Annotated in this window: 30 protein-coding genes and 6 pseudogenes; 3 read left to right on the top strand and 33 right to left on the bottom strand. The window is 52.8% G+C overall.

The window, feature by feature from the left end; all coding sequences use genetic code 11:
* Positions 1–36: 36 nt before the first annotated feature.
* The 13 genes from traR to traM all read right to left on the bottom strand — a co-directional run bounded on the left by traR (position 37) and on the right by traM (position 6,969).
* The gene (gene traR, locus BGE37_RS21800; RefSeq protein ID WP_001278689.1) at positions 37–258 is read right to left on the bottom strand and encodes a conjugal transfer protein TraR; all 222 of its coding nucleotides are present in this window, start codon (positions 256–258) and stop codon (positions 37–39) included.
* A gap of 134 nt (positions 259–392) precedes the next feature.
* Entirely contained in the window at positions 393–908 is a 516-nt protein-coding gene (gene traV, locus BGE37_RS21805; protein ID WP_000809838.1) for a type IV conjugative transfer system lipoprotein TraV, read from the bottom strand.
* On the bottom strand, positions 905–1,156 hold the full coding sequence (gene trbG / locus BGE37_RS21810) for a conjugal transfer protein TrbG (protein WP_001038342.1): 252 nt from the start codon (positions 1,154–1,156) through the stop codon (positions 905–907). The genes traV and trbG overlap by 4 nt, the downstream gene beginning before the upstream one ends.
* Positions 1,157–1,167: 11 nt before the next feature.
* Positions 1,168–1,365: a conjugal transfer protein TrbD gene (locus BGE37_RS21815; RefSeq protein WP_001324648.1), complete on the bottom strand. Its 198-nt coding sequence runs from the start codon at positions 1,363–1,365 to the stop codon at positions 1,168–1,170.
* Positions 1,352–1,942: a conjugal transfer pilus-stabilizing protein TraP gene (traP, locus tag BGE37_RS21820; protein ID WP_000002788.1), complete on the bottom strand. Its 591-nt coding sequence runs from the start codon at positions 1,940–1,942 to the stop codon at positions 1,352–1,354. The genes BGE37_RS21815 and traP overlap by 14 nt, the downstream gene beginning before the upstream one ends.
* The gene (gene traB / locus BGE37_RS21825) at positions 1,932–3,359 is read right to left on the bottom strand and encodes an F-type conjugal transfer pilus assembly protein TraB (RefSeq protein ID WP_000146685.1); all 1,428 of its coding nucleotides are present in this window, start codon (positions 3,357–3,359) and stop codon (positions 1,932–1,934) included. Before traB ends, traP begins: the two co-directional genes overlap by 11 nt.
* Entirely contained in the window at positions 3,359–4,087 is a 729-nt protein-coding gene (gene traK / locus BGE37_RS21830) for a type-F conjugative transfer system secretin TraK (RefSeq protein ID WP_001230813.1), read from the bottom strand. The genes traB and traK overlap by 1 nt, the downstream gene beginning before the upstream one ends.
* A complete protein-coding gene (traE, locus tag BGE37_RS21835; protein WP_000399790.1) occupies positions 4,074–4,640 on the bottom strand; it encodes a type IV conjugative transfer system protein TraE in 567 nt (188 codons plus the stop codon). Before traE ends, traK begins: the two co-directional genes overlap by 14 nt.
* Before the next feature lie 21 nt (positions 4,641–4,661).
* Positions 4,662–4,973, bottom strand: a complete 312-nt coding sequence (gene traL / locus BGE37_RS21840) for a type IV conjugative transfer system protein TraL (protein ID WP_000012106.1) — start codon at positions 4,971–4,973, stop codon at positions 4,662–4,664.
* Positions 4,974–4,987: 14 nt separating this feature from the next.
* On the bottom strand, positions 4,988–5,353 hold the full coding sequence (traA, locus tag BGE37_RS21845) for a type IV conjugative transfer system pilin TraA (RefSeq protein WP_000340282.1): 366 nt from the start codon (positions 5,351–5,353) through the stop codon (positions 4,988–4,990).
* Between the two features lie 42 nt (positions 5,354–5,395).
* A complete protein-coding gene (gene traY, locus BGE37_RS21850) occupies positions 5,396–5,611 on the bottom strand; it encodes a conjugal transfer relaxosome protein TraY (RefSeq protein ID WP_001352842.1) in 216 nt (71 codons plus the stop codon).
* Between the two features lie 135 nt (positions 5,612–5,746).
* A complete protein-coding gene (gene traJ, locus BGE37_RS21855; protein ID WP_000332520.1) occupies positions 5,747–6,394 on the bottom strand; it encodes a conjugal transfer transcriptional regulator TraJ in 648 nt (215 codons plus the stop codon).
* A gap of 191 nt (positions 6,395–6,585) precedes the next feature.
* The gene (gene traM, locus BGE37_RS21860) at positions 6,586–6,969 is read right to left on the bottom strand and encodes a conjugal transfer relaxosome DNA-binding protein TraM (protein ID WP_001063020.1); all 384 of its coding nucleotides are present in this window, start codon (positions 6,967–6,969) and stop codon (positions 6,586–6,588) included.
* A gap of 339 nt (positions 6,970–7,308) precedes the next feature.
* Between traM and BGE37_RS21865 the strand changes: the two genes are divergently transcribed.
* A complete protein-coding gene (locus tag BGE37_RS21865; RefSeq protein ID WP_000243701.1) occupies positions 7,309–7,911 on the top strand; it encodes a transglycosylase SLT domain-containing protein in 603 nt (200 codons plus the stop codon).
* A 295-nt stretch (positions 7,912–8,206) separates the two neighbouring features.
* Here the strand turns inward: BGE37_RS21865 and BGE37_RS21870 are convergent, their stop codons facing one another.
* The 3 genes and pseudogenes from BGE37_RS21870 to BGE37_RS25735 all read right to left on the bottom strand — a co-directional run bounded on the left by BGE37_RS21870 (position 8,207) and on the right by BGE37_RS25735 (position 9,664).
* A complete protein-coding gene (locus BGE37_RS21870) occupies positions 8,207–9,028 on the bottom strand; it encodes a DUF932 domain-containing protein (RefSeq protein ID WP_137466816.1) in 822 nt (273 codons plus the stop codon).
* Positions 9,029–9,146: 118 nt separating this feature from the next.
* A pseudogene (locus tag BGE37_RS21875) lies at positions 9,147–9,433 on the bottom strand (hypothetical protein).
* Positions 9,434–9,457: 24 nt separating this feature from the next.
* On the bottom strand, positions 9,458–9,664 hold the full coding sequence (locus BGE37_RS25735; protein WP_040101106.1) for a hypothetical protein: 207 nt from the start codon (positions 9,662–9,664) through the stop codon (positions 9,458–9,460).
* A 69-nt stretch (positions 9,665–9,733) separates the two neighbouring features.
* Between BGE37_RS25735 and BGE37_RS25470 the strand changes: the two are divergent.
* Positions 9,734–10,055, top strand: a pseudogene (locus tag BGE37_RS25470) (hypothetical protein); the annotation flags it as partial.
* 276 nt (positions 10,056–10,331) lie between these two features.
* Here BGE37_RS25470 and BGE37_RS21895 read toward each other — a convergent pair.
* From BGE37_RS21895 to BGE37_RS26045, 8 genes and pseudogenes are all read right to left on the bottom strand, one after another.
* Entirely contained in the window at positions 10,332–10,457 is a 126-nt protein-coding gene (locus tag BGE37_RS21895) for a type I toxin-antitoxin system Hok family toxin (protein WP_096937776.1), read from the bottom strand.
* A pseudogene (locus BGE37_RS25740) lies at positions 10,399–10,548 on the bottom strand (DUF5431 family protein); the annotation flags it as partial. The gene BGE37_RS21895 and the pseudogene BGE37_RS25740, both read right to left, overlap by 59 nt.
* A gap of 173 nt (positions 10,549–10,721) precedes the next feature.
* Positions 10,722–11,484: pseudogene (locus BGE37_RS21900) on the bottom strand (plasmid SOS inhibition protein A).
* The gene (gene psiB, locus BGE37_RS21905) at positions 11,481–11,915 is read right to left on the bottom strand and encodes a conjugation system SOS inhibitor PsiB (protein ID WP_000845873.1); all 435 of its coding nucleotides are present in this window, start codon (positions 11,913–11,915) and stop codon (positions 11,481–11,483) included. Before psiB ends, BGE37_RS21900 begins: the two are co-directional and overlap by 4 nt.
* Positions 11,916–11,969: 54 nt before the next feature.
* Positions 11,970–13,928, bottom strand: a complete 1,959-nt coding sequence (locus tag BGE37_RS21910; RefSeq protein WP_097473858.1) for a ParB/RepB/Spo0J family partition protein — start codon at positions 13,926–13,928, stop codon at positions 11,970–11,972.
* A 63-nt stretch (positions 13,929–13,991) separates the two neighbouring features.
* Entirely contained in the window at positions 13,992–14,225 is a 234-nt protein-coding gene (locus BGE37_RS21915) for a DUF905 family protein (protein WP_000005988.1), read from the bottom strand.
* Positions 14,226–14,287: 62 nt separating this feature from the next.
* Positions 14,288–14,827 (bottom strand): single-stranded DNA-binding protein, encoded by a 540-nt coding sequence (locus BGE37_RS21920; protein WP_000290811.1) that lies wholly within the window; start codon positions 14,825–14,827, stop codon positions 14,288–14,290.
* A gap of 25 nt (positions 14,828–14,852) precedes the next feature.
* A pseudogene (locus BGE37_RS26045) lies at positions 14,853–15,058 on the bottom strand (single-stranded DNA-binding protein).
* An 87-nt stretch (positions 15,059–15,145) separates the two neighbouring features.
* Here BGE37_RS26045 and BGE37_RS26050 point away from each other — a divergent pair.
* Positions 15,146–15,405, top strand: a pseudogene (locus BGE37_RS26050) (hypothetical protein); the annotation flags it as partial.
* Positions 15,406–15,614: 209 nt separating this feature from the next.
* Here the strand turns inward: BGE37_RS26050 and BGE37_RS21940 are convergent.
* From BGE37_RS21940 to BGE37_RS21985, 9 genes are all read right to left on the bottom strand, one after another.
* Positions 15,615–15,806, bottom strand: a complete 192-nt coding sequence (locus tag BGE37_RS21940; protein WP_001027497.1) for a hypothetical protein — start codon at positions 15,804–15,806, stop codon at positions 15,615–15,617.
* Positions 15,806–16,225, bottom strand: coding sequence for a DUF1380 family protein (locus BGE37_RS21945; RefSeq protein WP_105288436.1), 420 nt, complete (start codon positions 16,223–16,225; stop codon positions 15,806–15,808). The genes BGE37_RS21940 and BGE37_RS21945 overlap by 1 nt, the downstream gene beginning before the upstream one ends.
* A 46-nt stretch (positions 16,226–16,271) precedes the next feature.
* On the bottom strand, positions 16,272–16,697 hold the full coding sequence (locus tag BGE37_RS21950) for an antirestriction protein (protein ID WP_001198954.1): 426 nt from the start codon (positions 16,695–16,697) through the stop codon (positions 16,272–16,274).
* Positions 16,698–17,113: 416 nt separating this feature from the next.
* On the bottom strand, positions 17,114–17,884 hold the full coding sequence (locus BGE37_RS25250) for a hypothetical protein (RefSeq protein ID WP_044863077.1): 771 nt from the start codon (positions 17,882–17,884) through the stop codon (positions 17,114–17,116).
* Between the two features lie 44 nt (positions 17,885–17,928).
* Positions 17,929–18,363: a DUF1380 family protein gene (locus tag BGE37_RS21965; RefSeq protein ID WP_040072501.1), complete on the bottom strand. Its 435-nt coding sequence runs from the start codon at positions 18,361–18,363 to the stop codon at positions 17,929–17,931.
* A 13-nt stretch (positions 18,364–18,376) separates the two neighbouring features.
* Positions 18,377–18,598, bottom strand: a complete 222-nt coding sequence (locus BGE37_RS21970; protein ID WP_001104885.1) for a hypothetical protein — start codon at positions 18,596–18,598, stop codon at positions 18,377–18,379.
* Complete coding sequence (locus BGE37_RS21975; protein WP_097473856.1) at positions 18,599–19,282, bottom strand: DNA methylase; 684 nt, start codon at positions 19,280–19,282, stop codon at positions 18,599–18,601.
* A 76-nt stretch (positions 19,283–19,358) separates the two neighbouring features.
* Positions 19,359–19,670 (bottom strand): hypothetical protein, encoded by a 312-nt coding sequence (locus tag BGE37_RS21980; protein WP_032219116.1) that lies wholly within the window; start codon positions 19,668–19,670, stop codon positions 19,359–19,361.
* Complete coding sequence (locus BGE37_RS21985) at positions 19,667–20,593, bottom strand: DUF1281 domain-containing protein (protein ID WP_123057347.1); 927 nt, start codon at positions 20,591–20,593, stop codon at positions 19,667–19,669. Before BGE37_RS21985 ends, BGE37_RS21980 begins: the two co-directional genes overlap by 4 nt.
* Positions 20,594–20,712: the final 119 nt, after the last annotated feature.

A 20,712-nucleotide genomic window follows, 5' to 3' on the forward strand; every position in this document is an offset into this window, starting at 1 on the left:
TCATCCGGAATTAAATCACTATGTTCTGCGACTGACTTATGCATAATGTTTTCTCTGTCTTTCCTGATACGCCTGACATTCAACGCACAACGTCACACCGGGAAATATTTTCCGCCGGGCTTCCGGAATAGGATTTCCGCATGCTTCACAGAGATAAACAGGAATACCATGAGCATTTATTTTCTGGCGTATCCGGTTTATTCCTGTCATGGTCAGTTGTTCTGTCACTGAATATGCTTCATCGGCTTCATCACTCACGGAATATTCCTCCCGACATGTTCTGACACGCTACCGCCCATCCCTTTTCACGCACAGGGCACTCGTTTTACAGGCAGATTTTGAATACAGAAAGCCCGCCGGCATTGCCGGCTGATATACAACTTCAGGGCCAGTTAATTAATACGTGGTTTTCCCCACGCAGACGGTTTAATAACAAAAAACACGCTGGATGGCTGATGATAAACATCCTGGTTATCAATATAAGGCGCTATCCATAATGCTGCCGTCTGCTCACCCGTTCTTAGCGGACGAGGAGGTGTTACCGGCGTAACTGAACTGACCGGAACAACCGTTTTCACTTCCCGGGCAGCGGTAAACAGCGGGCGAGGTGCCAGCAGTTTCTGCTCCGGATGTGCTGTCACCGCAGGTCTGCTGCCGGACGGAGTGGTCGCGGTGACGGTCTGCACCGGCATTGTCCGGAAGTTCCCTTCAGCCAGGCGCGGCAGTGATGCCGCAACCGGCTTTGCTTCTGAGGACTGCTCCAGTTTTTTGGCCTTCTCATTGGCCTGCTCCATCGTCATACAGGTATCGGATGTGGTGGCGTTACACTCAAATTCCGTACTGGTTCCGGCACAGCCGGAAAGTAATAAGGTCCCCAGCAGAGGAATAAAGAAAGAAATCTGTTTCATTGTCCCTCACCTTTCTCATCGCAGTTCACAAAATCCTTCTTCAAATCCCTGACCGTACAGGTTTTTACAATGTCAGGATTTTCAAAAACCGTACTCCGTGATGATTTATAAACATATGCCACAATGCGTTTCCCACCCGCATCAGGTTCTGGTGCACTGACTTCACATAACGGAGGTGTTATTCCGGACTCATACAGCACCGGATAATTTATTTTTTTGACGCTGCCATCAGAAACCAGCTTATTCATCGAAGGGTTCCTTATATTTCTGAATTCTTCATCACACCGACAGCAGTCATATTAAAATTGTCCGGCAATGACTCAGAACCGAATTTCTCCGGTGCAGGAAGTACGATTCTTGTGGCGCAGTTACTGAGAACAGCATGCATAAAATCATCTGACACGGTTTTACCCGGCACAGAGAGGGCTGTAATAACATTAATATTACGCATGTTCATTTTTATCTCCGTTGTTTCTGTTTGTTCTGTCATGAGGAAGATAAACAGGGCATTTCCTGATTTTTCCCGGCAGGGAAGCGTCTTCCGTATAAACTTCCTTCAGATGTTCATCTGCGGTTACCACCCGGATACATTTCATTTTTCCGGGTCGCACCGGATATTTCCCGGTGATCGCTGCCAGCGAGACATACATCAGTGCCAGTGTTGCCCATAATGCGGTGACCAGTTGCATCAGTGACCGGTCAGTCTCCCTGACATAATCTGCAGCATCAGCCGCGCGGTAATGGCAGATATCCTGTATTTCTGATCTGCCTGAAGAATCAGAGGAAGAAAACCAGCATTCACTGACCGGGAACTGTCCGGCAGGTGCTGTTTGTCTTACGAAGTTAATCTCCTTAACCAGTAATTTCCCCGGCGTGGTGTTGTCCTTCCATAAAACAAACAGAGCCATCAGGGCCATTGTGGCCAGTGGCAGAATGACGGTGTACTTCAGACACCAGAACAGTCCTCGCAGAACCCGGGCGACAACATACCGGGCGGCATGGCACGCCTGACGGGACGACATATTATTTGCCATCGTTGCCCCCTCCCTGGCTGCCGGACATAAACTGCTGCGGATTCAGGTTGCCCAGCTGCTTCAGCATCTGGTCAGTATTAAAGCCGTTAAGATGACTTTCAGCCGATGGCGGAACAGGAACCGGACTTTCCGGATTGTCTTCTTCCGCTCTGCTCTGCGTGCGTTCCAGCGCCATCTCTTCCACGGTTTTCAGTTGGAAGCCGTCCTGGAACACCACGGTCACTTCGTTGCCCGCACCAATCGGTATCACCGGGTGATACTGTTCGGCACGTTTGATGTAGTAGTCACTGAGCGTCTGTGCGGCTTTCGATGCGCCGCCACCGATACCCATTTTCAGGACATCACCAGCCCCGTAAGCGGCTGTGGCACCCAGCCCGACAGCCGGCTGGGAGGCGCGCTCCATTCCCTGACCGATACCGTCAACAAATCCCGCGCCCCATGCCCAGCCGAGGATTTTGCCGTTACGCATCACCACTTCGCCCTTGATACCGTTTTTACCCCGGAAGCTGACATGCCCCTTAATCGGCATATCAATAGTTTTGCCGTCCTTCAGGCAACTGATATTGCGGGTGCGTACAATGGCACGCTCACTGGACACATCCCCCCAGGCTTCCAGACCCACAAAACATCCCGTTGCGTCATACGTCTTGCTGTTCGGCATTTCCACCAGGCCGGTGATACGCAGCTGCATCGGCACCGTGGATTCATTACCGGTGACAGAGGCATTGGCATCCGCCCCTTCAATCAGCATGGCTTTCGCAAAACTTCCTGACGGAATGTACGGCAGTGATGGTCCCTGTTTTCCCTCATTACGGGTAAACACCTTACGCTGTATCCGGTTAGGCACCGGCACAGACTGGTACGTCACCTGTGGTGGTGGCGTGACACCATTCCCGGGATAAAACGCCGTCGGCGGTGGAACAGCAACGCTGCCCTGCGGCGGGAAGGATACGGGGGTGTTTCCTGGCTGTGGTTCGCCTTCCGGGCCGGGCGGTGAGGCAGGCATCTGCGGTACAGGCTCACCGGTCGCCGTGACGGGATTAGCACCCAGGGCTTTTACCTGCTCTGCCAGGGCGGCATTGTCCTGTCCCAACTTTTCAATACGACGCTGGTCATCACCGCGCTGTTTGTTCAGAACATCCAGCTCACGACGGATTTCCTCATACTGCTTCTGCATCTGCGCTGCCGTCACCTGCATCTCGGTGGTGGCATGCTGACGCACCTTGTCATCAAAGGTCGTATCCACCACACCGGTCATATCCGGCACAGGCTCCTGTTCAGCCACGGTTTCACCGTTACCGGACATGTCCACATCAGACAGATACAGTGCCCCACCAATCGCGGAGGCTGTACCGACAACCACAATCCCCAGCCACAGGTACTGCTTGCGTTTCACAATGGTATTGATACTGGCCATCAGTTGCCCTCCCCGTCACGGATGACATACACATCCATGCGCGCACCTGCCAGTAACTGGCTGGCAGGCTGGCTGAACATCACGGCACGGGTTCCCGGCTGCCAGAAGTCACTTTCCCGGATATTCAGGGCAGACAGCGTTTTATTTTCCACGGCAAAGCGGACCATCTTCAGGTGATTCCCCGTCCATACGGCATCTGCCACTGAAGACAGCCCCGCCGGGGCCTGCAGGGTTTCCTTTGTCACTGGGACCTGATACCAGCCTGCGGGTAATTTTCCGCCACGGACGGCCTGGCTGATGGTCACAAGCAGGGATTCGTAAGGCGTGGACGTTTCCCACGCACCGGCTTCTTCTCCGGTTCCGCGCAGGTCACTGACCAGCTGAATGGTACGCCCCGCGCCTTCACGGGGAACGGCCTGAATGGAAAGATTCAGACCACGTTCTGTTTCCAGAATGAACGTAAAGGGCTTTTTGTTGACGGTGGCCACCACCACACCGCCGGAGGCGGTCTGCTCATTATTGGTCAGGGCACCATCCAGACTGTTCACGGCGATAATCCGGTCACCGGGAACGGTAAACAGATTCGGGCTGGTATTGCTGATGGCAATACTGGCCTGGCCACCGTTCACCATTGGCACCACGGTGGGGGCCAGCGTACCGACTCCGGCCATCACGCTGCAGGAAAAAAACAGGCCGCCTAATATTATTGCTGTATTATTTTTTCTCATCGTCTGTTTCCCCGAAATTATCCAGCCAGGTCACCCCGTTTTCCCGCTTCAGAATAAGGATGTAATGTTTGATATCAGTGAAAGGTTTTGAATCACCAATCCAGGTTTTAAGCACACCACGAATTTCCACACGGCCATACTGAGGCCAGACACGAACACTGGTCTGGAAAAAGGCTGAGTTCACGTTATCGTTTTTAATACGCTTCGCTTCTTCAGCCAGAATAACTTTCATCTGGTTCTGTGCGCCCGGGCGGATATATTGCAGAAGCGCCTGATGTGAGGCATCGGCGGTTTCTGATGAAACATTCAGACGGAGGGCAATAAATGACAGCGCCATCTGCTGTAAATAAGAGGCGTCGGCACTGTTCTGTGACACGGCAAAGGGGGCATTAAATGCCATTGGCGTCACGGCAGTGCGTTGCTCATTCTGAAGACGGTAGTTATTCACCCCCTGAATGACGTTAACAGAGAGGCTGAGAACAATAAGCACTGACATAAATATAAAGGCGATGGCCATTACACGACTGGTACTTAAACGGGCACCGTGTTCCATATAACAATCCTGGTATCAGTTCTATTTAATCCACTGCCGGAAACACGAATCGGGAACATTATGAAAAATACCGCGCAGCAGGGCTGTTGGCATATACCAGTAAATCAGGTCACGTAACCAGGAACTGCCCCGCCCTTTTTTCAGTTTTTTAATCCCGAAATAAACCAGAACCGCTGCACCAATACCGAACAGATATTTCGATGTTGTGATACCCCAGCCAATACAGATTGCTGCGGGGATCAGTTCATCCAGTGGCAGGCCAAACCAGCGGCTCTGGTTGGTCAGTGTTTCCGGGAAACGATATTTCTTAAGTTTATTCTCGTCTCCCGACATCGTTTTATTTCCTGTCAGAGGCCAACGACGGCCATACCCACAGCAATAAATACAGAGATGATGGCAAAACCGGCCAGGAACTTGACGTTTTTGGTCATCATGTACATGACCGCACCGACCAGAACTTCAGCCAGAACAACCCATTTAACAACACTGGAGTCCTTACCGAAGGTCGCCTTAACCGTGGTGTTACCACTTGCCATCAGGTCCTGACCACTGCTGCCGGCGGCCATCGCCAGCTGCGGGAAGAACATCATCAGAACAGCAGCCGGGATCACAGCGCGAGCCAGGCGAAGCATATTCAGACGAGTGAATTTAGAAAAAAACGACTTCTTTTTGACGGGCGCAGAAACACCCTGAACACTTAAAACGGCGTCCATATGATTCCTCTGTTTAATATTGATAGTGAAAAATAAAACTCTTTATATATCGTCTATGCTTTCAGCTTCCTCCTTTACTAAAGATGCATTATAAAAGTCTGGAAAACGATTGAGATGATCTTTTAGTCTAATGAACACCTCATTAGTTTTTGTTCTTCCGCTACGATCTCTAGCTGCTAAAAGTTTCTGATTAGTTGTCTCATCCAGTATTAATAAGACTTTGTTACCCGGTGCGGCTCTGGTTCTCCCTCTGCTCACGTTTCCTCCGCATAATTACTTGAGATAATAAAATATAATCATATAAATCATCTTTAATGAAAACAAAAATAGAGTAAATTATATTAACAAAAACGGGAACCAATGGTTCCCGCAAAGTAACAATAAGTTAACAGCCTATCTTCCCAATATTTCTTTTACTTTAGCATATAAAGGAAGTATCTTTTCTGTTCTAATCATTTCATCCAACCAGAGATCTCTAGAACTAAATCCATGTCGTTTAAATAATTTCATGGTTTTCTTCTTTGATTTAGACACAGTGATGTTCATCTTTGCTGATGAATAATGATGGCTAAACCCTATCAGATATGGCTCAATGCCTACATATTCATCAGATAGTACAATTAATTCATTGGTGTATTTAGACACAACAAACGATGACAGATTATCATTTGCTACCCAAATAAATCTCCAGATAAAGAAATAGCCGCATGGTGTGATAACACTTTCTATGATCACACTCCATAACATATTATTAAGTAATATGTCATTATTACAATTTACACCATAAACTGAAGAGCATGATTCAATCTCTGCTCTGGATAACTGTAATTTACATTCCAACGTTAAACTATCAAACCATTCATCACATGAATTAAATGACGATCTGATAAGTTTTTCAAAGCGGTTATTTTCCTGAATAAAAGAACCATCCTCGAAGCGGACACATACTGGATATTTTAAAAACGAAATAGCCTCTCCAAGACTATGAGGGAAATGCAATTGACTGATGAGTGCTCTTTCTCTACGATCCATCGCACACATAGGAACCTCCTCTAAGGATTCTATGGACAGTCGATGCAGGGAGTGGCTGCTCCCTGCATCGGCGATTTTCAGTTTCAATTTTTAACGTGGCATTAACCACATAATCAATATACTAATTATTCTGATTATTGTCATCAGTTTGATACCATAAAAAACCATGATATTTGAACAAAGTCAAAATTTATTTCACTTTATTCATCATCATTTTTTGGAAAGAACCTTTCCATCTCAACCGACACCTTCTCTCTGATATCTTCAACCATATTGGCATATTCAAACTTCGGTTTTCCGGAAACATGAGGGCTAAGAGACTCAATACCTAAAATCTTTGCCACCGTTGACTGCGTTTTTACAACACACTCAAGAAGAAGTTTATTAAACTCTGCCTGATTAAACGCTGATTCTTTTCGTTCCATCTGCGCTTCATAAACTCGCAATCCTAACTCAAGCAACATAGAGGCAATGCTTGAATAACTAACATCTTTCTCTTTTGCTCCCTCTGCTCGCCTTTGCACAGCAATAGCATTTATTTTTTCAGACACATGGTCATTAACATAAACCTGAATTTTGGCCATAACACACCTTATTCACCTTCCTAAACAAACAATATATTTTCGTGCTCTCTATTCTGCACCTTATGACGAATCGCCATTAGATTCATCATACTAAAATCACGATTCACTATACGAATCAGCAATCATCAAATGACGAATCTAATATAGATTCACGCGCCAAGTAAATAGATGTTTTCAAAAAAAATAGTCATTACTGAATCATTGACAATTCGTGATAGATTCACTATCGAATCTATCACGAATCTCTGCAATATAATTCAAAATTATATAATATAAATACAATTCATTAATTACATGATTTAAAACACAAATCAGCAAAAACTTGTTTTTGCGTGGGGTGTGGTGCTTTTGGTGGTGAGAACCACCAACCTGTTGAGCCTTTTTGTGGAGTGGGTTAAATTATTTACGGATAAAGTCACCAGAGGTGGAAAAATGAAAAAATGGATGTTAGCCATCTGCCTGATGTTTATAAATGAGATCTGCCATGCCACTGATTGCTTTGATCTTGCAGGCCGGGATTACAAAATAGATCCTGATTTACTGAGAGCAATATCATGGAAAGAATCCCGTTACCGGGTTAATGCCATCGGTATTAATCCGGTAACGGGATATGGCAGCGGACTGATGCAGGTAGATTCCCAGCATTTTAACGAACTGGCCCGCTATGGAATTAAGCCGGAACATCTGACAACAGATCCCTGCATGAACATTTATACCGGTGCTTATTATCTGGCAATAGCCTTTAAAAAATGGGGCGTCTCCTGGGAGGCCGTTGGTGCATACAATGCCGGATTCAGGAAGACCGAACGCCAGAACCAGAGACGTCTTGCCTACGCATCAGATGTTTACCGGATTTATACCGGGATAAAAAGCAGTAAAGGTATCCGGATTCCGGCCACGAAGAAATCACTTCCGGAAATTAACAGCGTGCAGAACAATTAATCTTACAAACATTGTCAGATACCGGTTATGCCACAAAAGCGGCATGGAAGGCCACACACAAAAATATCATATGAGTGACAATACTGACTGGCTGAAGCCCCGCGAAGCGGGAACCCATCTTATATATACCCGGTAACTGCGCAGCCTCCTGCCAGACCATTTTTCGCGGGCACAATATTTACAGACAACCGGAAAGCCAGTTGATGAAATTGAGGTATATCAGACGACACAGCGATGCCGAAGAATGATAATATAAGTAAAGCCCCGAAAATTTTTCGGGGCTTTACTTATATTATCATGACTTCCACTTTCTGAACTGTTCGGCAATCATCCATAACGCCTTGTTGATTCTTATATCACCATCAATACCTGTAATGGCTCTTGTCCTGGTATTTTTCCCGGAGGCACTTCGCCCCGATAATCCACCTTTTATCATATTCTCCTGAACCCGCTGCCAGGTTGTCCAGAGATCGTTCTGTTTATCCTCCCAACGACGGGGAGTAATTATCTGTTCAGGCGTCACTGGCGTTTTATTTTCATCTTCATACCTGACCATCAGTGCAGCTCTGCCAAATAAATGTTGCTCGTCACTGTTAAGATGAATTTCTTTCATCGCCTCCATATTATCAGTGACCTTATCAAAGATACGGAGTACTTCATACGCTCCCTCGATAACCTGCCCGACAATATCACCTTTATGTGGAACGCGGATTTCGCCAAAATTATTTCCGCACACCAGGCCATTTGTGCAGACAAAACGAAAAATTCCGGGGATCATCTGATAACTGGATGAACCATCATGTGAATTAAGCAGGATAATTTCAGGAACTTCCTGCCCGTTAATATGCCCTTCCCTGCGAAGACGTAACATATGTTTACTGTATTCGCGACGTCCCAAATCACGAACCCGACTCTGACAGGCAAAGAATGGCTGGAAACCTTCATCACGTAACTTATTGATGATATTGATTGTTGGAATATACGTATAACGTTCACTCCGGGACTCATGTTTATCACCGGAAAATACCGAAGGCACGAACTGCATTAATTCATCATCCGTTAAAGGACGTTCACGGCGGATGAAATTATACCGACCAAAACGGGAAGCTGATCGCATAACAGCTACTCCTTTATGAAAGAATAAATTTAATAAAAATTTTTTCCGCTTAATATCATCCCTCCCGGTCACCATTAACAAGATTGCAACAATCAGGAGGATTATTCATAACATCCAGTCAGCAGATCGCCCGGATATCGAGGCCGGCACGCTTAATCTGACGCAGGAACTGTTTGAGGTGATCGGCTTCCGCAATGTTGATATGGCGGAACTGCGTATCCACACCCCGGCTGAGCGCGTAGCTATAGCTGAAGGCCATCTTTTCCGGGTGGCTTTTGCGATATTTTTTCAGCTCAGTCAGGCTGCTGAATTCCAGGACGTCCCACTCTTCCCCGGTGTTTTTTTCTTCCCGGCAACAAGAAGCGTGTACAACGCGGTGTTAACGTGGATATTTCGGGTACTCATCCTGCTTTCTCCTCTCTCTTGTTTTCAGCCCCCATCATCTTTTGAGTTTCGGGAGCCGCGGTTTTGACGTTTTGCGGGGACCTGCCTTTTGTTCCCTCCGGTATTCACCATCATCTTTTTGAGAACCTTCGCCGCAAGGGGCATCACTGCCACGGCCGGAAACGACTGTCCGGGGGCAGACCGCAAAAGTTTTTGCCTGCTTCTGGGCAAAAACTTTTGCGGGATGTGCATTTCCCCCCTGGACTGGCGGAGACGGTTGTGGCTGTATCAGCCCCCGGCGACAGGGGCTTAAACAGGTGAATGGCACCGGACAGAACAACGGGCAGGGACCCGCCGCAACGACGTGAAGCGCGGTTTGCGAAACGGCGTTGCCCCTTACATCCCGGCGGCCTTTTGCCGGGATGCCGGGAGCGCAGGCCACGGCGCGACAGAGGCGGCGCGACCGGAACGGTCGCTGCAAGCCCGGGGTTTCGCGTCAGGGATGGAAGCCCGCCAGGGCGGAGACAGCTTCGCTGGCTCCGTTCACGACAGCCCGCCCCGCCAGGGGGACGCCCGGAAAAGGCATAAGCAGGAGAACAACAAAACAGACAATAATCAGGGCAGCAGTAATCAGAGTCAGAACAGGAGGAAAAAGAGAATAATCAAAGGGAAGGTGATGTGATTTCTGACAGGTCATAAACAGAGAAGGCGGGGGAAAAGAACGGGCGCCGCAGGCGCACGTTCATCCCCGTTCCCGGAGGGAAACGGCCTTCCTGGCAGTCTGGTTGTTCATGCCCGTACAATGCCAGCAAGGAGAAAGGGGCCACCGGCGAACCAGCAGCCCCTTTATAAAGGCGCTTCAGTGCAGTCAGACCAGCATCAGCCCTGAAAAGGCGGGCCTGCGCCCGCCTCCAGGTTGCTACTTACCGGATTCGTAAGCCATGAAAGCCGCCACCTCCCTGTATCCGTCTCTGTAACGAATCTCGCACAGCGATTTTCGTGTCAGATAAGTGAATATCAACAGTGTGAGACACACGATCAACACACACCAGACAAGAGAGCTGCGTGGTAGTTTCATGGCCTTCTTCTCCTTGCGCAAAGCGCGGTAAGAGGCTATCCTGATGTTGTCTAAGCATGCAGGGGCCTCGTGGGTTAATGAAAAATTAACTACGGGGCTTTTGTCCTTCTGCCACACAACACGGCAACAAACCACCTTCACGTCATGAGGCAGAAAGCCTCAAGCGCCGGGCACATCATAGCCCATATCCCTGCACGCTGACCACACTCACTTTTCCTGAAAATAATCCGCTCATTCAGGCTGTTTACGGGTAATCTGTGTGATTGTTGCCGCATCACGCTGCCTCCCGGAGTTTGTTCGGCACCATCCACCGCTCCATCTCACGGACAGCGTGACCGGCCTCTCTTGCTGCAAGACTGGCTTCCGCAATAACCTGCCAGAACGGCATATCCTGCCACTGCCAGCGTTCCATTCCGGCCAGTGACGGAAAACGCTCGCCCCACTGCCAGAACAGGGTTTCCAGGTCATGCTCTGCCACCCGGTCACTCCAGCGTGCATGCCAGCTTCCGACTGTTTCCGGCGAATGGAATGCCAGTTCGATTTCAGCCTGAGCGACCAGCTCCTGGTACGCACGGGCTTTCTGCTCTGCCTCCCGTGCCTGCTGGCGGCTGTACTTCTGCATGACCAGCGCGGATTTATGGCGACTGCGCTCCCTGACACGAAACCGCACCGACGGAAACAACCGCTCTGCAGCATCACCGGGAAGGGGAAGGAGGCAGACCTCGCCCTGTGTTTCAATCAGCACATCAATGGCATACAGCCACTGAAGACGGTTGCCGTGCAGTTCTTCTGCGGTCAGGGACGGCATGAAAAATCGCAGGTCAGACAGCGATATCCTGCGGCTTCCGTTCAGACAGCGGAAAAACGCCCCCGCATACGGATATTCCGCCAGCGTGTTACCCTGATGGCGGCGTTTTTCTGTCTCCGCCACCGCCCGCCATGCGGCCTGTTGCTCTGTGCTGAGGGGAACCAGTGCCTGTGAACGTACGCTCATACCTGACCTCCTTCCGCCATCAGGATATGGATGATGTCGTTAACGCTGTACCCCTGCGTATCCAGTGACGCCGCCAGTGCCAGTGAATGGCTGACGGCTTCCGGTGCAAACCGCCGCTGTACCTGAACCACCGCAAACGGCTCACCACCGGCATTCACCAGAACCAGCACCCAGACCTGAGAGACATCGCCCGGTGAACATAACGCCAGGTGAAAACGTTCGTGGGCAGGCGTGAAACGGACCTGGACGGGGAAAAAGCCGCCAAACTCGCTGCCGTACTCGCCGTTCATCGTCCAGTTATCCGGCGCATCCAGCTCCCGCATCACGGCGTGAGTCAGCTCACGGCGTTCATCACTTCCGGCAGCCCGGATATCTTCATATTCCTGTGCGTTCATGGTCTGTAATACATTCAGGGGCAGTTCAGTTTTCATCACGGTATCTCCCTTGCTGCCGCCCCGTCTCCGGCGGGGCGGTGTGGTTGTTCATCAGGCGGCATCAGCCAGGTTATCGGTTCGTTCAGTGGCATCCGTCTGTGGGCGTGGTGCACACATCCAGCCAGGCACCCAGCGGTTGTCTTTCATGTGGAACTCTGCATGTTCAGCCGCATCGCCTTTCTTCATCTTCTCCGCGTCCCGTGCGGCACCGGACAGTCCTGCCTCATTCAGGGCTGCGATAATCTGCGGCTTTTTCAGGTGTCCGAAGAAGTTTGCTTTTGTCGGCTGCCACCAGTCGCGCATGTGAAAACCGATGGCGCTCTCCAGCGTGTCCAGCGGGCTGCGTGACGTGTGACCACACTCGCGGGTCTGAACGCCGTGGATGCTGCACGCGGTGCAGAAACTGAGCAGGGATAACAGCACCTCCTGACTGAGTGACAGGAACGTCGTCATGTCCCGTGACCATCCCTCCGGTAACAGGGCCGCAAGACGGGCTTTTTCTGCCATCATCGCCATGAACGCGGCACCTTCCTTCCCTGACGGCGCATCGCTGGTCAGCGAATAATGTTTACATTCCAGGCTGATTTGTGCTGGTTTACTGTACGCTCCGCTGCCAAACACATTCAGGCAGAGCGTCCATGCCAGCAGTGCCAGAGATTTGTCCGGTTGCTGCATGAGTGCCGCCTGGACTGCCAGCGTGCGTTCGGAAGACATTTTCGTCAGCAGTGGCAGACTGATTTCCTCCACTGACGCTTTCTCCTGCATCTGTTCCGTGCGGTCAGCGTCGTCAGCCACGTCATCCTCGCTGCGCAACTGCACACCACGCTGGACACACACGTTGCCATAACGCCAGGACACCACCACACCGCTTCCGGCACGCATCTCCGGCGTCCACGCTCTGACCTTCGCCATGCAGCGCATCAGCTTCATTTCTGCTTCCAGCAGGTCAGATTCCTCACACTGATTTTCCAGCGCGTCGTAACGTGCCATCAGTTCGTTCAGGCGTTCTTCTTCCGCCTCCGTCAGCACAGCTTCCGGCTCCGGCAGACTGCGGTATGTTCCGGCATCCTCACGGCAGAAACCGACAGGCTCCATACGTCCAGCGCACCATTCCCAGCCTTCGGCTTCCCGAAGGTGTTCAGCAACAGCCTGGAGTTTTTCCAGCAGGGCGGCATCGAGCACCACGCAGTCCACATAGCCACCCTCGTTGTCGCTGAACAAATCGGTGCGCAGTTCATCTGGCGAGAAGGCATCAGCCCCCACGAAGCGGAATTTACTGTTCCCCGCCACCACCACTTCACTTTCGGTCACCAGACGACGAATGGTCTGTACTTCCGGTTTTCCGCCCCATCCCGACTGACAGGCAGCTTCAAACACCTGTACCTGGCGTGCGGTGTCGTTCTCCAGCGCCAGCGCCTGACAGTGCTCTGTGGTGATGCGGTCTTCTGCCAGCGCATCGAGGATGACAGGCGCAAGGTCAGCCAGTTTCAGCATTCGCTGAACGTGGCGGGGTGAATAGCCCAGCAAATCACCGATTTGTGCAGGTGTTTTGCCTTCCTGCGCCATTGCGCGGAATCCGGCAATCTGTTCGGCAGGGTGCATATCCCGACGATGACCGTTTTCAGTCATTGATGCGGCAGTCGCCAGTTCCTGCGGAATGACCTTCACACGGACAGGCCAGTCAGCCGGAATGATGCCACGCTCTGCCAGCATGTTGAGTGCTGCCAGTCGGCGACCACCTGCGGCGACACCGTGGCGGTCACCTGGCAGGACATGAACAACCAGATTCTGTAACAGGCCGACACCTTTAATGGAGTCCGCCAGTTCGCTGACGGACTCCGCAGAATACGGCACCGTGCGCACATTCAGCGGTGACTTAATCAGTGAGGCCAGCGGCACGCTCACTTCCTCCGTCTGCGCCAGCAGGGCAGACAGGGCAGTCTCCTGCTCTTTTGACGGTTTACGGCTGGATTTACGCTCCGTTTTTGTCTTAGACTCTGTAACTGACATATATTTCTCCTTTGACCGGGATGGTTGTATGTCTGCCGGACGCGTTCCCGTCCGGCACCTCTCTTACTTAAGAATGCCGAAATCACGGATGGCATGGTTCATCCAGTACCCGGCACCGTCCTCAAAATTCCAGGTACGCCAGACCATTGCACCGTTATTACGGACAACCAGGCGAAACTGTTCGCCGTGGTCATCCTCGATAAAGACGTTCCGGTACTGTGCGGCAACGGCTTCGGCATGTTTGCGGGTAAAAGGACCGTCAGGCAGCCCCTGAAGTATTCTGAAATATTCGCTCATCCTCATTTCTCCGGTGATGCCCCGCACAGGACGGGGCGGGGCGGTTATCACAGTCAGCCCGATCAGAACGGGATATCGTCTGAAAACCCGTAATCGTCACCCTCCGGCGGTTGCGGCTGAGGCTCCGGCTGCGCGGCCTTACGTCCACGGCCTTTCGTTTTTGCGCCTCCTTTTTTCGTACCGGCCTCCGCCTGTGGTTCCGGCTGAGGCTGACCGCTGAACTGTTGCGCCTCTTCCGGCTGAGTCTGAGCACCTGCGGCACGTCCCAGCATCTGCATGGTGCCCGTGGTCTTAACAAGAATTTCGGTGACGTAACGGGTGATACCGTTATCCTCCCAGCTACGGGTGCGAAGCTGACCTTCGATGTAGACCTGCGCGCCCTTGCGCAGATATTCACCTGCCACTTCCGCGAGCTTGCCGAACAGCACCACGCGATGCCATTCTGTCTGCTCCCGCATCTCCCCCGTCTGTTTGTCACGCCAGCTTTCTGACGTGGCCACCTGCAGGTTTGCCACTGCGCCCCCGTTGGGGATGTAACGGACTTCCGGATCTTTTCCCAGGCGTCCTACGAGAATGACCTTGTTAATGCCACGAACTGCCATGATGTGTCTCCTTCTGTTGATGTTTTCAGCCCCCATCATCTTTTGAGTTTCGGGAGCCGCGGTTTTGACGTTTTGCGGGGACCTGCCTTTTGTTCCCTCCGGTATTCACCATCACCTTTTTGAGAACCTTCGCCGCAAGGGGCATCACTGCCACGGCCTGACGCACCTGTCCTGGGCAGAACGCAAAATTTTTTACCGGGTTTTGGGTAAAAAATTTTGTGGGCTGTTCATTTACCCTGGACAGTCAGTGCGGCAGGTTGTGGCTGTATCAGCCCCCGGCGACAGGGACTCATACGGGTGTGTGGCACCCGGCAGGCAATGAGCAGGGCCCCGCCGCAACGACGGAGAGCGCGTGCGCGAAACGGCGTTGCCCCTTACATCCCGGCGGCCTTTTGTCGGGATGCCGGGAGCGCAGGCCACGGCGCGACAGAGGCGGCGCGACCGGAACGGTCGCTGCAAGCCAGGGTTTCGCGTCAGGGATAGAAGCCCGCCAGGGCGGAGACAGCTCCGCTGGCTCCGTTCACGACAGCCCGCCCCGCCAGGGGGACGCCCGGAAAAGCCATAAACAGGAGAGGAACGGAAAGAAGAGGAAGAGGAAAAAGAAGAAGAACAATAACAAGCACGGTAACCACAGAAAAATAACATCAGAAAAAAACATTCCGGACACATCACAAACAGGAAGGGTAACGGGCGACGCGTCAGCGTGACCCGCTTCCCTTCCGGCAGGCGTCAGCCTGCCAGGGGTTTTCGCGCGGGCTGACAGGCGGCCTCCACCGCCTGCCCTGTATCACCTGTTTCTGCTGCCCTGAAGGATGTACTGACCGCCGAGGAATACAGCCTGCTGATTCGCCACAAAATCGCAGATTTCATCAACAATCTGCGCCGTGGTGAGCGGTTTCTGCCCCATTTCACGACGTCGTGCATTAATCACAGCTTTGTAATTACGCAGAATTTCGCGGGTTTCCGTGCTGATATTCATTACCCGTTCTCCCCGTCCAGCGCCTGACGCATCACCCGCATAATCTCACGTTCTTCCCTGACAAATGCGTCACCGTCGCCCCCGTTCTCGCTCCCGACAGCATGGAGGCGATAAATTTCACTACCAGCCATCACCATCACTTTTTCCAGCAGCACCGCAGGGACTGTTACACGACGGTTTACGCGCTTTTCCTCCATCAGTTCATTGACAATATCGGAAACAACTCTGTCACATGCGCCATATACAAAAGCATCGTCCAGCCGCTGCATGACGGTTTCCAGCTCATCGTCTGTCAGACTCCAGTCCTGGACTATGTGACGCACATCCCCACGGGTCAGCACCACGGCAAAAACGCATTCACTGTCCGGCACGTCTGTATCCAGTACATCGCGAATGATTTCTTTAACAGTACAGTACATGTTCTCGTCTCCTTTACAGGGGCGGCATTGCCGCCCCGTCCGTTAATCAGTCCAGTGCCGCGTAAATCGCGTTGCATTCAGGGTGAAATTCGATGTGACGCCACAACTGCGCATCACGCATCCGGTAAAGCTGAGTCAGCCCCGCATCACCGCTGTCGTGGTACAGCCACAACTGACGGTTAATCACAAGGGAAGTCAGAATGACACCTGCGGCATCAGCACTCACAGTACGGTCAAACCAGTTTGCACCGTTCACCATGTGGAAACGGTCGCCATCCGGCATCATGTAACCGCCACCGTCCGGCAGGCGGATGAAGTGCCAGAATCCGCCTTCATATTCCGGCATCATTTTTTTCGCCAGCGCGTATACAGACGCTTCGGCATACAGAAAATCCTGGCCAAACAGGTAAGGCAGAAAAGACAGACGGTCGCACTCTTCAACGTTCAGAGTGACAGATTTCGCATATTGCATGATGTTTTCCTCCGTTGTTCACATATTCCGCGACACCGGGCGGTGCCGTGCCTCCATAAAAGCCGGGCGATAAGGCGGGGATGCAGGGGCGCAAGGGAAGCCGCAGCCTGACGCACACGGCTGACGGGAGTTGGAGGGTGAGACCGCGAAATCTGAGCGGGTGAACGACCGGAAAATCACGGCAGACGGGAAGAAAGGACCGGGTGACCGCAGCGGCAAAGCATACCCTTGCATCCCTGCCAGCCCGGCTAAGATGGAGGCACGGCACAGCCCGCACACGACGCTGAGGCCACATAACTGAAAAACCACAAGGCCATGCCCTGCATGGCCGGGTAAAGCGGAGCCGGCGGCGACTTCCTTTGTGCTCTGTCCGGGGACCGGCAGGAAAAAGGCGGGGATTTACCCCGCCAACGTCATCATTTCCGGATTTTTGCCAGGGCATCCGCCATGCTGCGGATTTCGGCCCGGGCTTCCCGGACCACCTCCCGCAGAACACCACGGTCAAACCAGCGGCGGGGCGGTTCATCCGGTATACGCAGCACATCGCAGGCCAGCCCACTGGACAGGATATGCTCAATACAATCGCTGACCAGGTACATTTCCACCGACGAAAAACGTGCTCCCCGGTTCACGATGGCATCGAGCACCACGGGCAGGTTTTCGTCATCTTCATCGAGCCAGCAGGGGTGATCGCTTTCCTTCACAACCAGACGAAAGCGGCGCGTCTGGCGGGTCAGCAACGTCTGACCGGTGGTGGTCAGCGCCGCCCGGATACGCCGCGTATCGTCTGCCACCTGGTAACAGATGCTTCGTATTGCATCGCGCACCGCCGCAAGTACAGCCCTGATTTCGTCTTCTGCCAGCCACTCACCGGCATACGGGAAAGACACCTGCGTTCCGTCTGCCGGAAGTACCGGCAGCGACTGCCACTGACTGCCGGACAGAACAAGTTCCGCCCCGGTTCCGGTCAGTTTCTGAATGGCAGAGGCCAGGTGCGGCGGCAGTACGCCGCCGTGACGGTTGATAAGTAACGTCGCCAGCCGGGGCGTATCCAGCCGCACGTAAATGCTGATCCAGCCCGGATGGTTCGGATTTCGCTGGTCAACATCCGTCTCTTCCGGCCAGCCCTGCGCCAGCAGCAGGTTACGGGCGTGGCGACAAATCAGTGCATTCAGCGTTTCGTTCATGATTCATGGTCTCCCTGAATCGCCGCCCGCAGGCGGCGATAACATCAGTCGTTTTCGCGTGTGTTGTTTTTCAGCAGGGCGCGGGCCTGATTAACCACCGCCAGTCGGCGGGTGACGCATTCCGGGACGACGAGGCCGTTATCACGGGCGGCCCACTCACGTTTCCACAGTGCCTGTTCAGCGGTCTGAATCAGGGACGCCAGCAGTTCAGCAGGGACGGTCACCTGGCGGTTTTCGCTCACGTTGCTGATAATCTCCATCACCGCGGCGGAAGAAATACCGGATTCAGTCCTCTGGTCTTCCGGGATGTCCTCCATGCGCGCCAGGACGGTCCTGATTTCATGATCGGTCAGAGAAATTTCCATACCGTCAGCCAGTGCCTGAATCTCTTCCGGAGACCAGATAACCAGCATCAGCGGCGTGTCTCCCGGATACTTTGCTGCCAGCTCCCGGCAGAGCGTTTCGCATGTTCCGTACATTCTCGTCTCCTTCTCAATCTTTAAAGCACGCATCCAGTTCCAGAATTTCGGTATATGCCTCCATCAGGAGGCGGTTTGCGCGAAACAACGTCTGACGCACCAGACGTTCCGGCAGGGTGTCAGCATTAAAGCTGTACCGCCGCTCCATCTCATTCATGGTTGTACGCAGGTCGCACATGGCATTGGCCACCTCCGCCACTTCGGCGCGAAGTTTTTCGTGTCCGGCATAGTTCATTTACGCAGCCTCCGGCATAAACCAGTCATCATTCGCGGCCCCCTGCTGCATGGCCCGTTGCACGGCGGCAAGGCGTTGCTGCCCGGCACGGTGATACTGCTCAAGCAGCTCGATACCGATATACCGGCGTCCGGACTGGAGGGCGGCGACGCAGGTTGAGCCGCTGCCTGCAAACGGGTCCAGCACAATTGCGTTCGGGTGTGTGAAGCTCTCAATCAGCGGTTGCAGGCTGGTAACGGGCTTTTCCGTCGGGTGATGGCGATTGCCCGAATATTTCCAGCCCAGCACGTCCGGCGGCGGGTTTTGTGGCAGACGTGGACGGCCTTTTGCCAGGATGTAGGCGCATTCGTGGCGATAGCCCACATATGCGGCCTTCGATGTGTAGTTTTTGGTGAAGACCAGGTGACCAACAACGCTGAATCCCGCATTTTTCCAGGCGGCAATAAAGCGATCGACGCGGTTCCAGCCATAGAAGCTCACCATTAACGCGTCTTTTTTCAGCACGCGGTACATCTCATTACAGGCCGGTTGCAGCCATTCATCGGTTTTATCTCCGGCGATGGTGCGCCCGGAACGGTCACGAAAACCGACGAGATATGGCGGGTCAGTTAATATGAAATCAATGGCGTTATCAGGGATACGCGTCATAATATCGATGCAGTTACCAAGAACAAAACGGGACATAATAACGCTCCTTCTCTTACAGAGGGCACCGGGAGGGCACCCCTGTGGTGCCCGTTCCCCGCTGCCTGTGGGCTGTTCACCGCGTCCGGTAACGGGTCAGGCCGACCGTGGAATATCGTAGCCGTCGTCTTTTTGACGGCGAGAATATGCCGCGAAAGCGGCTTGAAGGGCGTTCATCAGAAAAGGGCGACAGGCTGGCGTACACTGTCACCGGTACCAGCCGGGAGCAGTAAAAGCGCCCGTCCCGTGCCCGCCGGACGCGGGACACTGACCACAGGCAGCGTTCCTGCCGCGCCGCGTCAGCCGGCGCAGTAAAAAGAGGAGCACGGCGACATCCTTTGTCGGAAAAGAAACGGGCGGTTGCCCGCCCGTCTCCGTCATACTTCATCCGCCATAATGCGCCACATTGTCGACTATCCACGCAGGTCCGGTGACTTCCGGCAGCTCATCGTCATCTGTCGGGGAAGACCATTCCAGTTCCCCCCACAGCACATCAACGAGCTCTCCGCGCTCATACAACTGCCAGCCACAGAAATTGCAGCCCTGTTCGGCGTACCAGTGCTCCAGCGTGCAGCCGAAACGGCGGCTTAATTCTGCAACAACGTTGCTTTCCGGCTGACACCACGGCGTGTCGAAATCCACCTGAATGAAGTTGTCTCCCTGACGGCTGATATTCACCTCATACCCCACAGGCCACTTCACGCCATACTGTTCCGTATACCAGTGATACGCAGAAGGAACACCGTTCAGAACACCACCGTTAAAGCCATTCACTTCAACATCCAGGCGGGTGGGCAGAACCGTCAGCAGGTCAAACGGCATGGTTTTTTCCGGCAGTACATTGTCACACAGACGGTTCCACCACACCGATACATCCTCGTTACTCCAGAAGCCACACCAGTCACCTCTTTTGGCGGTGAAATGCACGGTGATGGTTTCTCTGACCTCATCCGGTAATCCTTCCCAGCGACGCTGGCCAGTACCACTCTGCAGCCAGAGTTCATGCAGCATCAGGCAGTTTTGCTCATCCAGCAGTACACCGTCCTGCAGGTATGTCAGCCAGCGGGTGAACGCGATATTCTCCGGCGATACAACATCACGTCCGGCAGCCGTCAGTCCGGGGCACGGTTCAAACTGCACATCTTCAGTGGTCTGCAGAAGTCCGGCACTTCCGGCCAGAAATAGCTGAATACCTTCATTTGTGGCGCGGCGATAAAGCGGTATGACTGCACCGCTGGCCAGTCGTTTAATCTCAGCGATCTGTGCCGGTTCACCAGAAAAATACATACGATTCGAGCACCAGTTTGGCATGGGAATTCTCCTCTCACATGCGGCCTCCATCAGGCCGTGCCGCACCTGTAACCGGGCGACCGCATACGAATGCAGGTGCGGCCCCGAAGCCGCAGCGCGTGGAGGAGGAACGACGAAAC

It is taken from the genome of Escherichia sp. MOD1-EC6300 (genome assembly GCF_002965045.1).
Classification (GTDB): domain Bacteria; phylum Pseudomonadota; class Gammaproteobacteria; order Enterobacterales; family Enterobacteriaceae; genus Escherichia; species Escherichia coli_F.

What these genes read in the sequence shown, in the direction of transcription:
- BGE37_RS21870 (WP_137466816.1), bottom strand. Translation starts at nt 9,028, where the DNA reads ATGCGATCAGCTTCCCGTTTTGGTCGGTATAATTTCATCCGCCGTGAA.
- BGE37_RS21915 (WP_000005988.1), bottom strand. Translation starts at nt 14,225, where the DNA reads ATGAGCGAATATTTCAGAATACTTCAGGGGCTGCCTGACGGTCCTTTT.
- BGE37_RS21975 (WP_097473856.1), bottom strand. Translation starts at nt 19,282, where the DNA reads ATGTCCCGTTTTGTTCTTGGTAACTGCATCGATATTATGACGCGTATC.
- traE (WP_000399790.1), bottom strand. Translation starts at nt 4,640, where the DNA reads ATGGAACACGGTGCCCGTTTAAGTACCAGTCGTGTAATGGCCATCGCC.
- BGE37_RS25250 (WP_044863077.1), bottom strand. Translation starts at nt 17,884, where the DNA reads ATGAACGAAACGCTGAATGCACTGATTTGTCGCCACGCCCGTAACCTG.
- trbG (WP_001038342.1), bottom strand. Translation starts at nt 1,156, where the DNA reads ATGAATAAGCTGGTTTCTGATGGCAGCGTCAAAAAAATAAATTATCCG.
- BGE37_RS21965 (WP_040072501.1), bottom strand. Translation starts at nt 18,363, where the DNA reads ATGTACGGAACATGCGAAACGCTCTGCCGGGAGCTGGCAGCAAAGTAT.
- traJ (WP_000332520.1), bottom strand. Translation starts at nt 6,394, where the DNA reads ATGTGTGCGATGGATCGTAGAGAAAGAGCACTCATCAGTCAATTGCAT.
- BGE37_RS21970 (WP_001104885.1), bottom strand. Translation starts at nt 18,598, where the DNA reads ATGAACTATGCCGGACACGAAAAACTTCGCGCCGAAGTGGCGGAGGTG.
- traV (WP_000809838.1), bottom strand. Translation starts at nt 908, where the DNA reads ATGAAACAGATTTCTTTCTTTATTCCTCTGCTGGGGACCTTATTACTT.
- BGE37_RS25735 (WP_040101106.1), bottom strand. Translation starts at nt 9,664, where the DNA reads ATGCACATCCCGCAAAAGTTTTTGCCCAGAAGCAGGCAAAAACTTTTG.
- BGE37_RS21910 (WP_097473858.1), bottom strand. Translation starts at nt 13,928, where the DNA reads ATGTCAGTTACAGAGTCTAAGACAAAAACGGAGCGTAAATCCAGCCGT.
- BGE37_RS21985 (WP_123057347.1), bottom strand. Translation starts at nt 20,593, where the DNA reads ATGCCAAACTGGTGCTCGAATCGTATGTATTTTTCTGGTGAACCGGCA.
- traB (WP_000146685.1), bottom strand. Translation starts at nt 3,359, where the DNA reads ATGGCCAGTATCAATACCATTGTGAAACGCAAGCAGTACCTGTGGCTG.
- BGE37_RS21940 (WP_001027497.1), bottom strand. Translation starts at nt 15,806, where the DNA reads ATGAATATCAGCACGGAAACCCGCGAAATTCTGCGTAATTACAAAGCT.
- traA (WP_000340282.1), bottom strand. Translation starts at nt 5,353, where the DNA reads ATGGACGCCGTTTTAAGTGTTCAGGGTGTTTCTGCGCCCGTCAAAAAG.
- BGE37_RS21950 (WP_001198954.1), bottom strand. Translation starts at nt 16,697, where the DNA reads ATGCAATATGCGAAATCTGTCACTCTGAACGTTGAAGAGTGCGACCGT.
- psiB (WP_000845873.1), bottom strand. Translation starts at nt 11,915, where the DNA reads ATGAAAACTGAACTGCCCCTGAATGTATTACAGACCATGAACGCACAG.
- BGE37_RS21815 (WP_001324648.1), bottom strand. Translation starts at nt 1,365, where the DNA reads ATGAACATGCGTAATATTAATGTTATTACAGCCCTCTCTGTGCCGGGT.
- BGE37_RS21980 (WP_032219116.1), bottom strand. Translation starts at nt 19,670, where the DNA reads ATGAAGTATGACGGAGACGGGCGGGCAACCGCCCGTTTCTTTTCCGAC.
- traP (WP_000002788.1), bottom strand. Translation starts at nt 1,942, where the DNA reads ATGGCAAATAATATGTCGTCCCGTCAGGCGTGCCATGCCGCCCGGTAT.
- traK (WP_001230813.1), bottom strand. Translation starts at nt 4,087, where the DNA reads ATGAGAAAAAATAATACAGCAATAATATTAGGCGGCCTGTTTTTTTCC.
- BGE37_RS21920 (WP_000290811.1), bottom strand. Translation starts at nt 14,827, where the DNA reads ATGGCAGTTCGTGGCATTAACAAGGTCATTCTCGTAGGACGCCTGGGA.
- traM (WP_001063020.1), bottom strand. Translation starts at nt 6,969, where the DNA reads ATGGCCAAAATTCAGGTTTATGTTAATGACCATGTGTCTGAAAAAATA.
- traL (WP_000012106.1), bottom strand. Translation starts at nt 4,973, where the DNA reads ATGTCGGGAGACGAGAATAAACTTAAGAAATATCGTTTCCCGGAAACA.
- BGE37_RS21945 (WP_105288436.1), bottom strand. Translation starts at nt 16,225, where the DNA reads ATGTACTGTACTGTTAAAGAAATCATTCGCGATGTACTGGATACAGAC.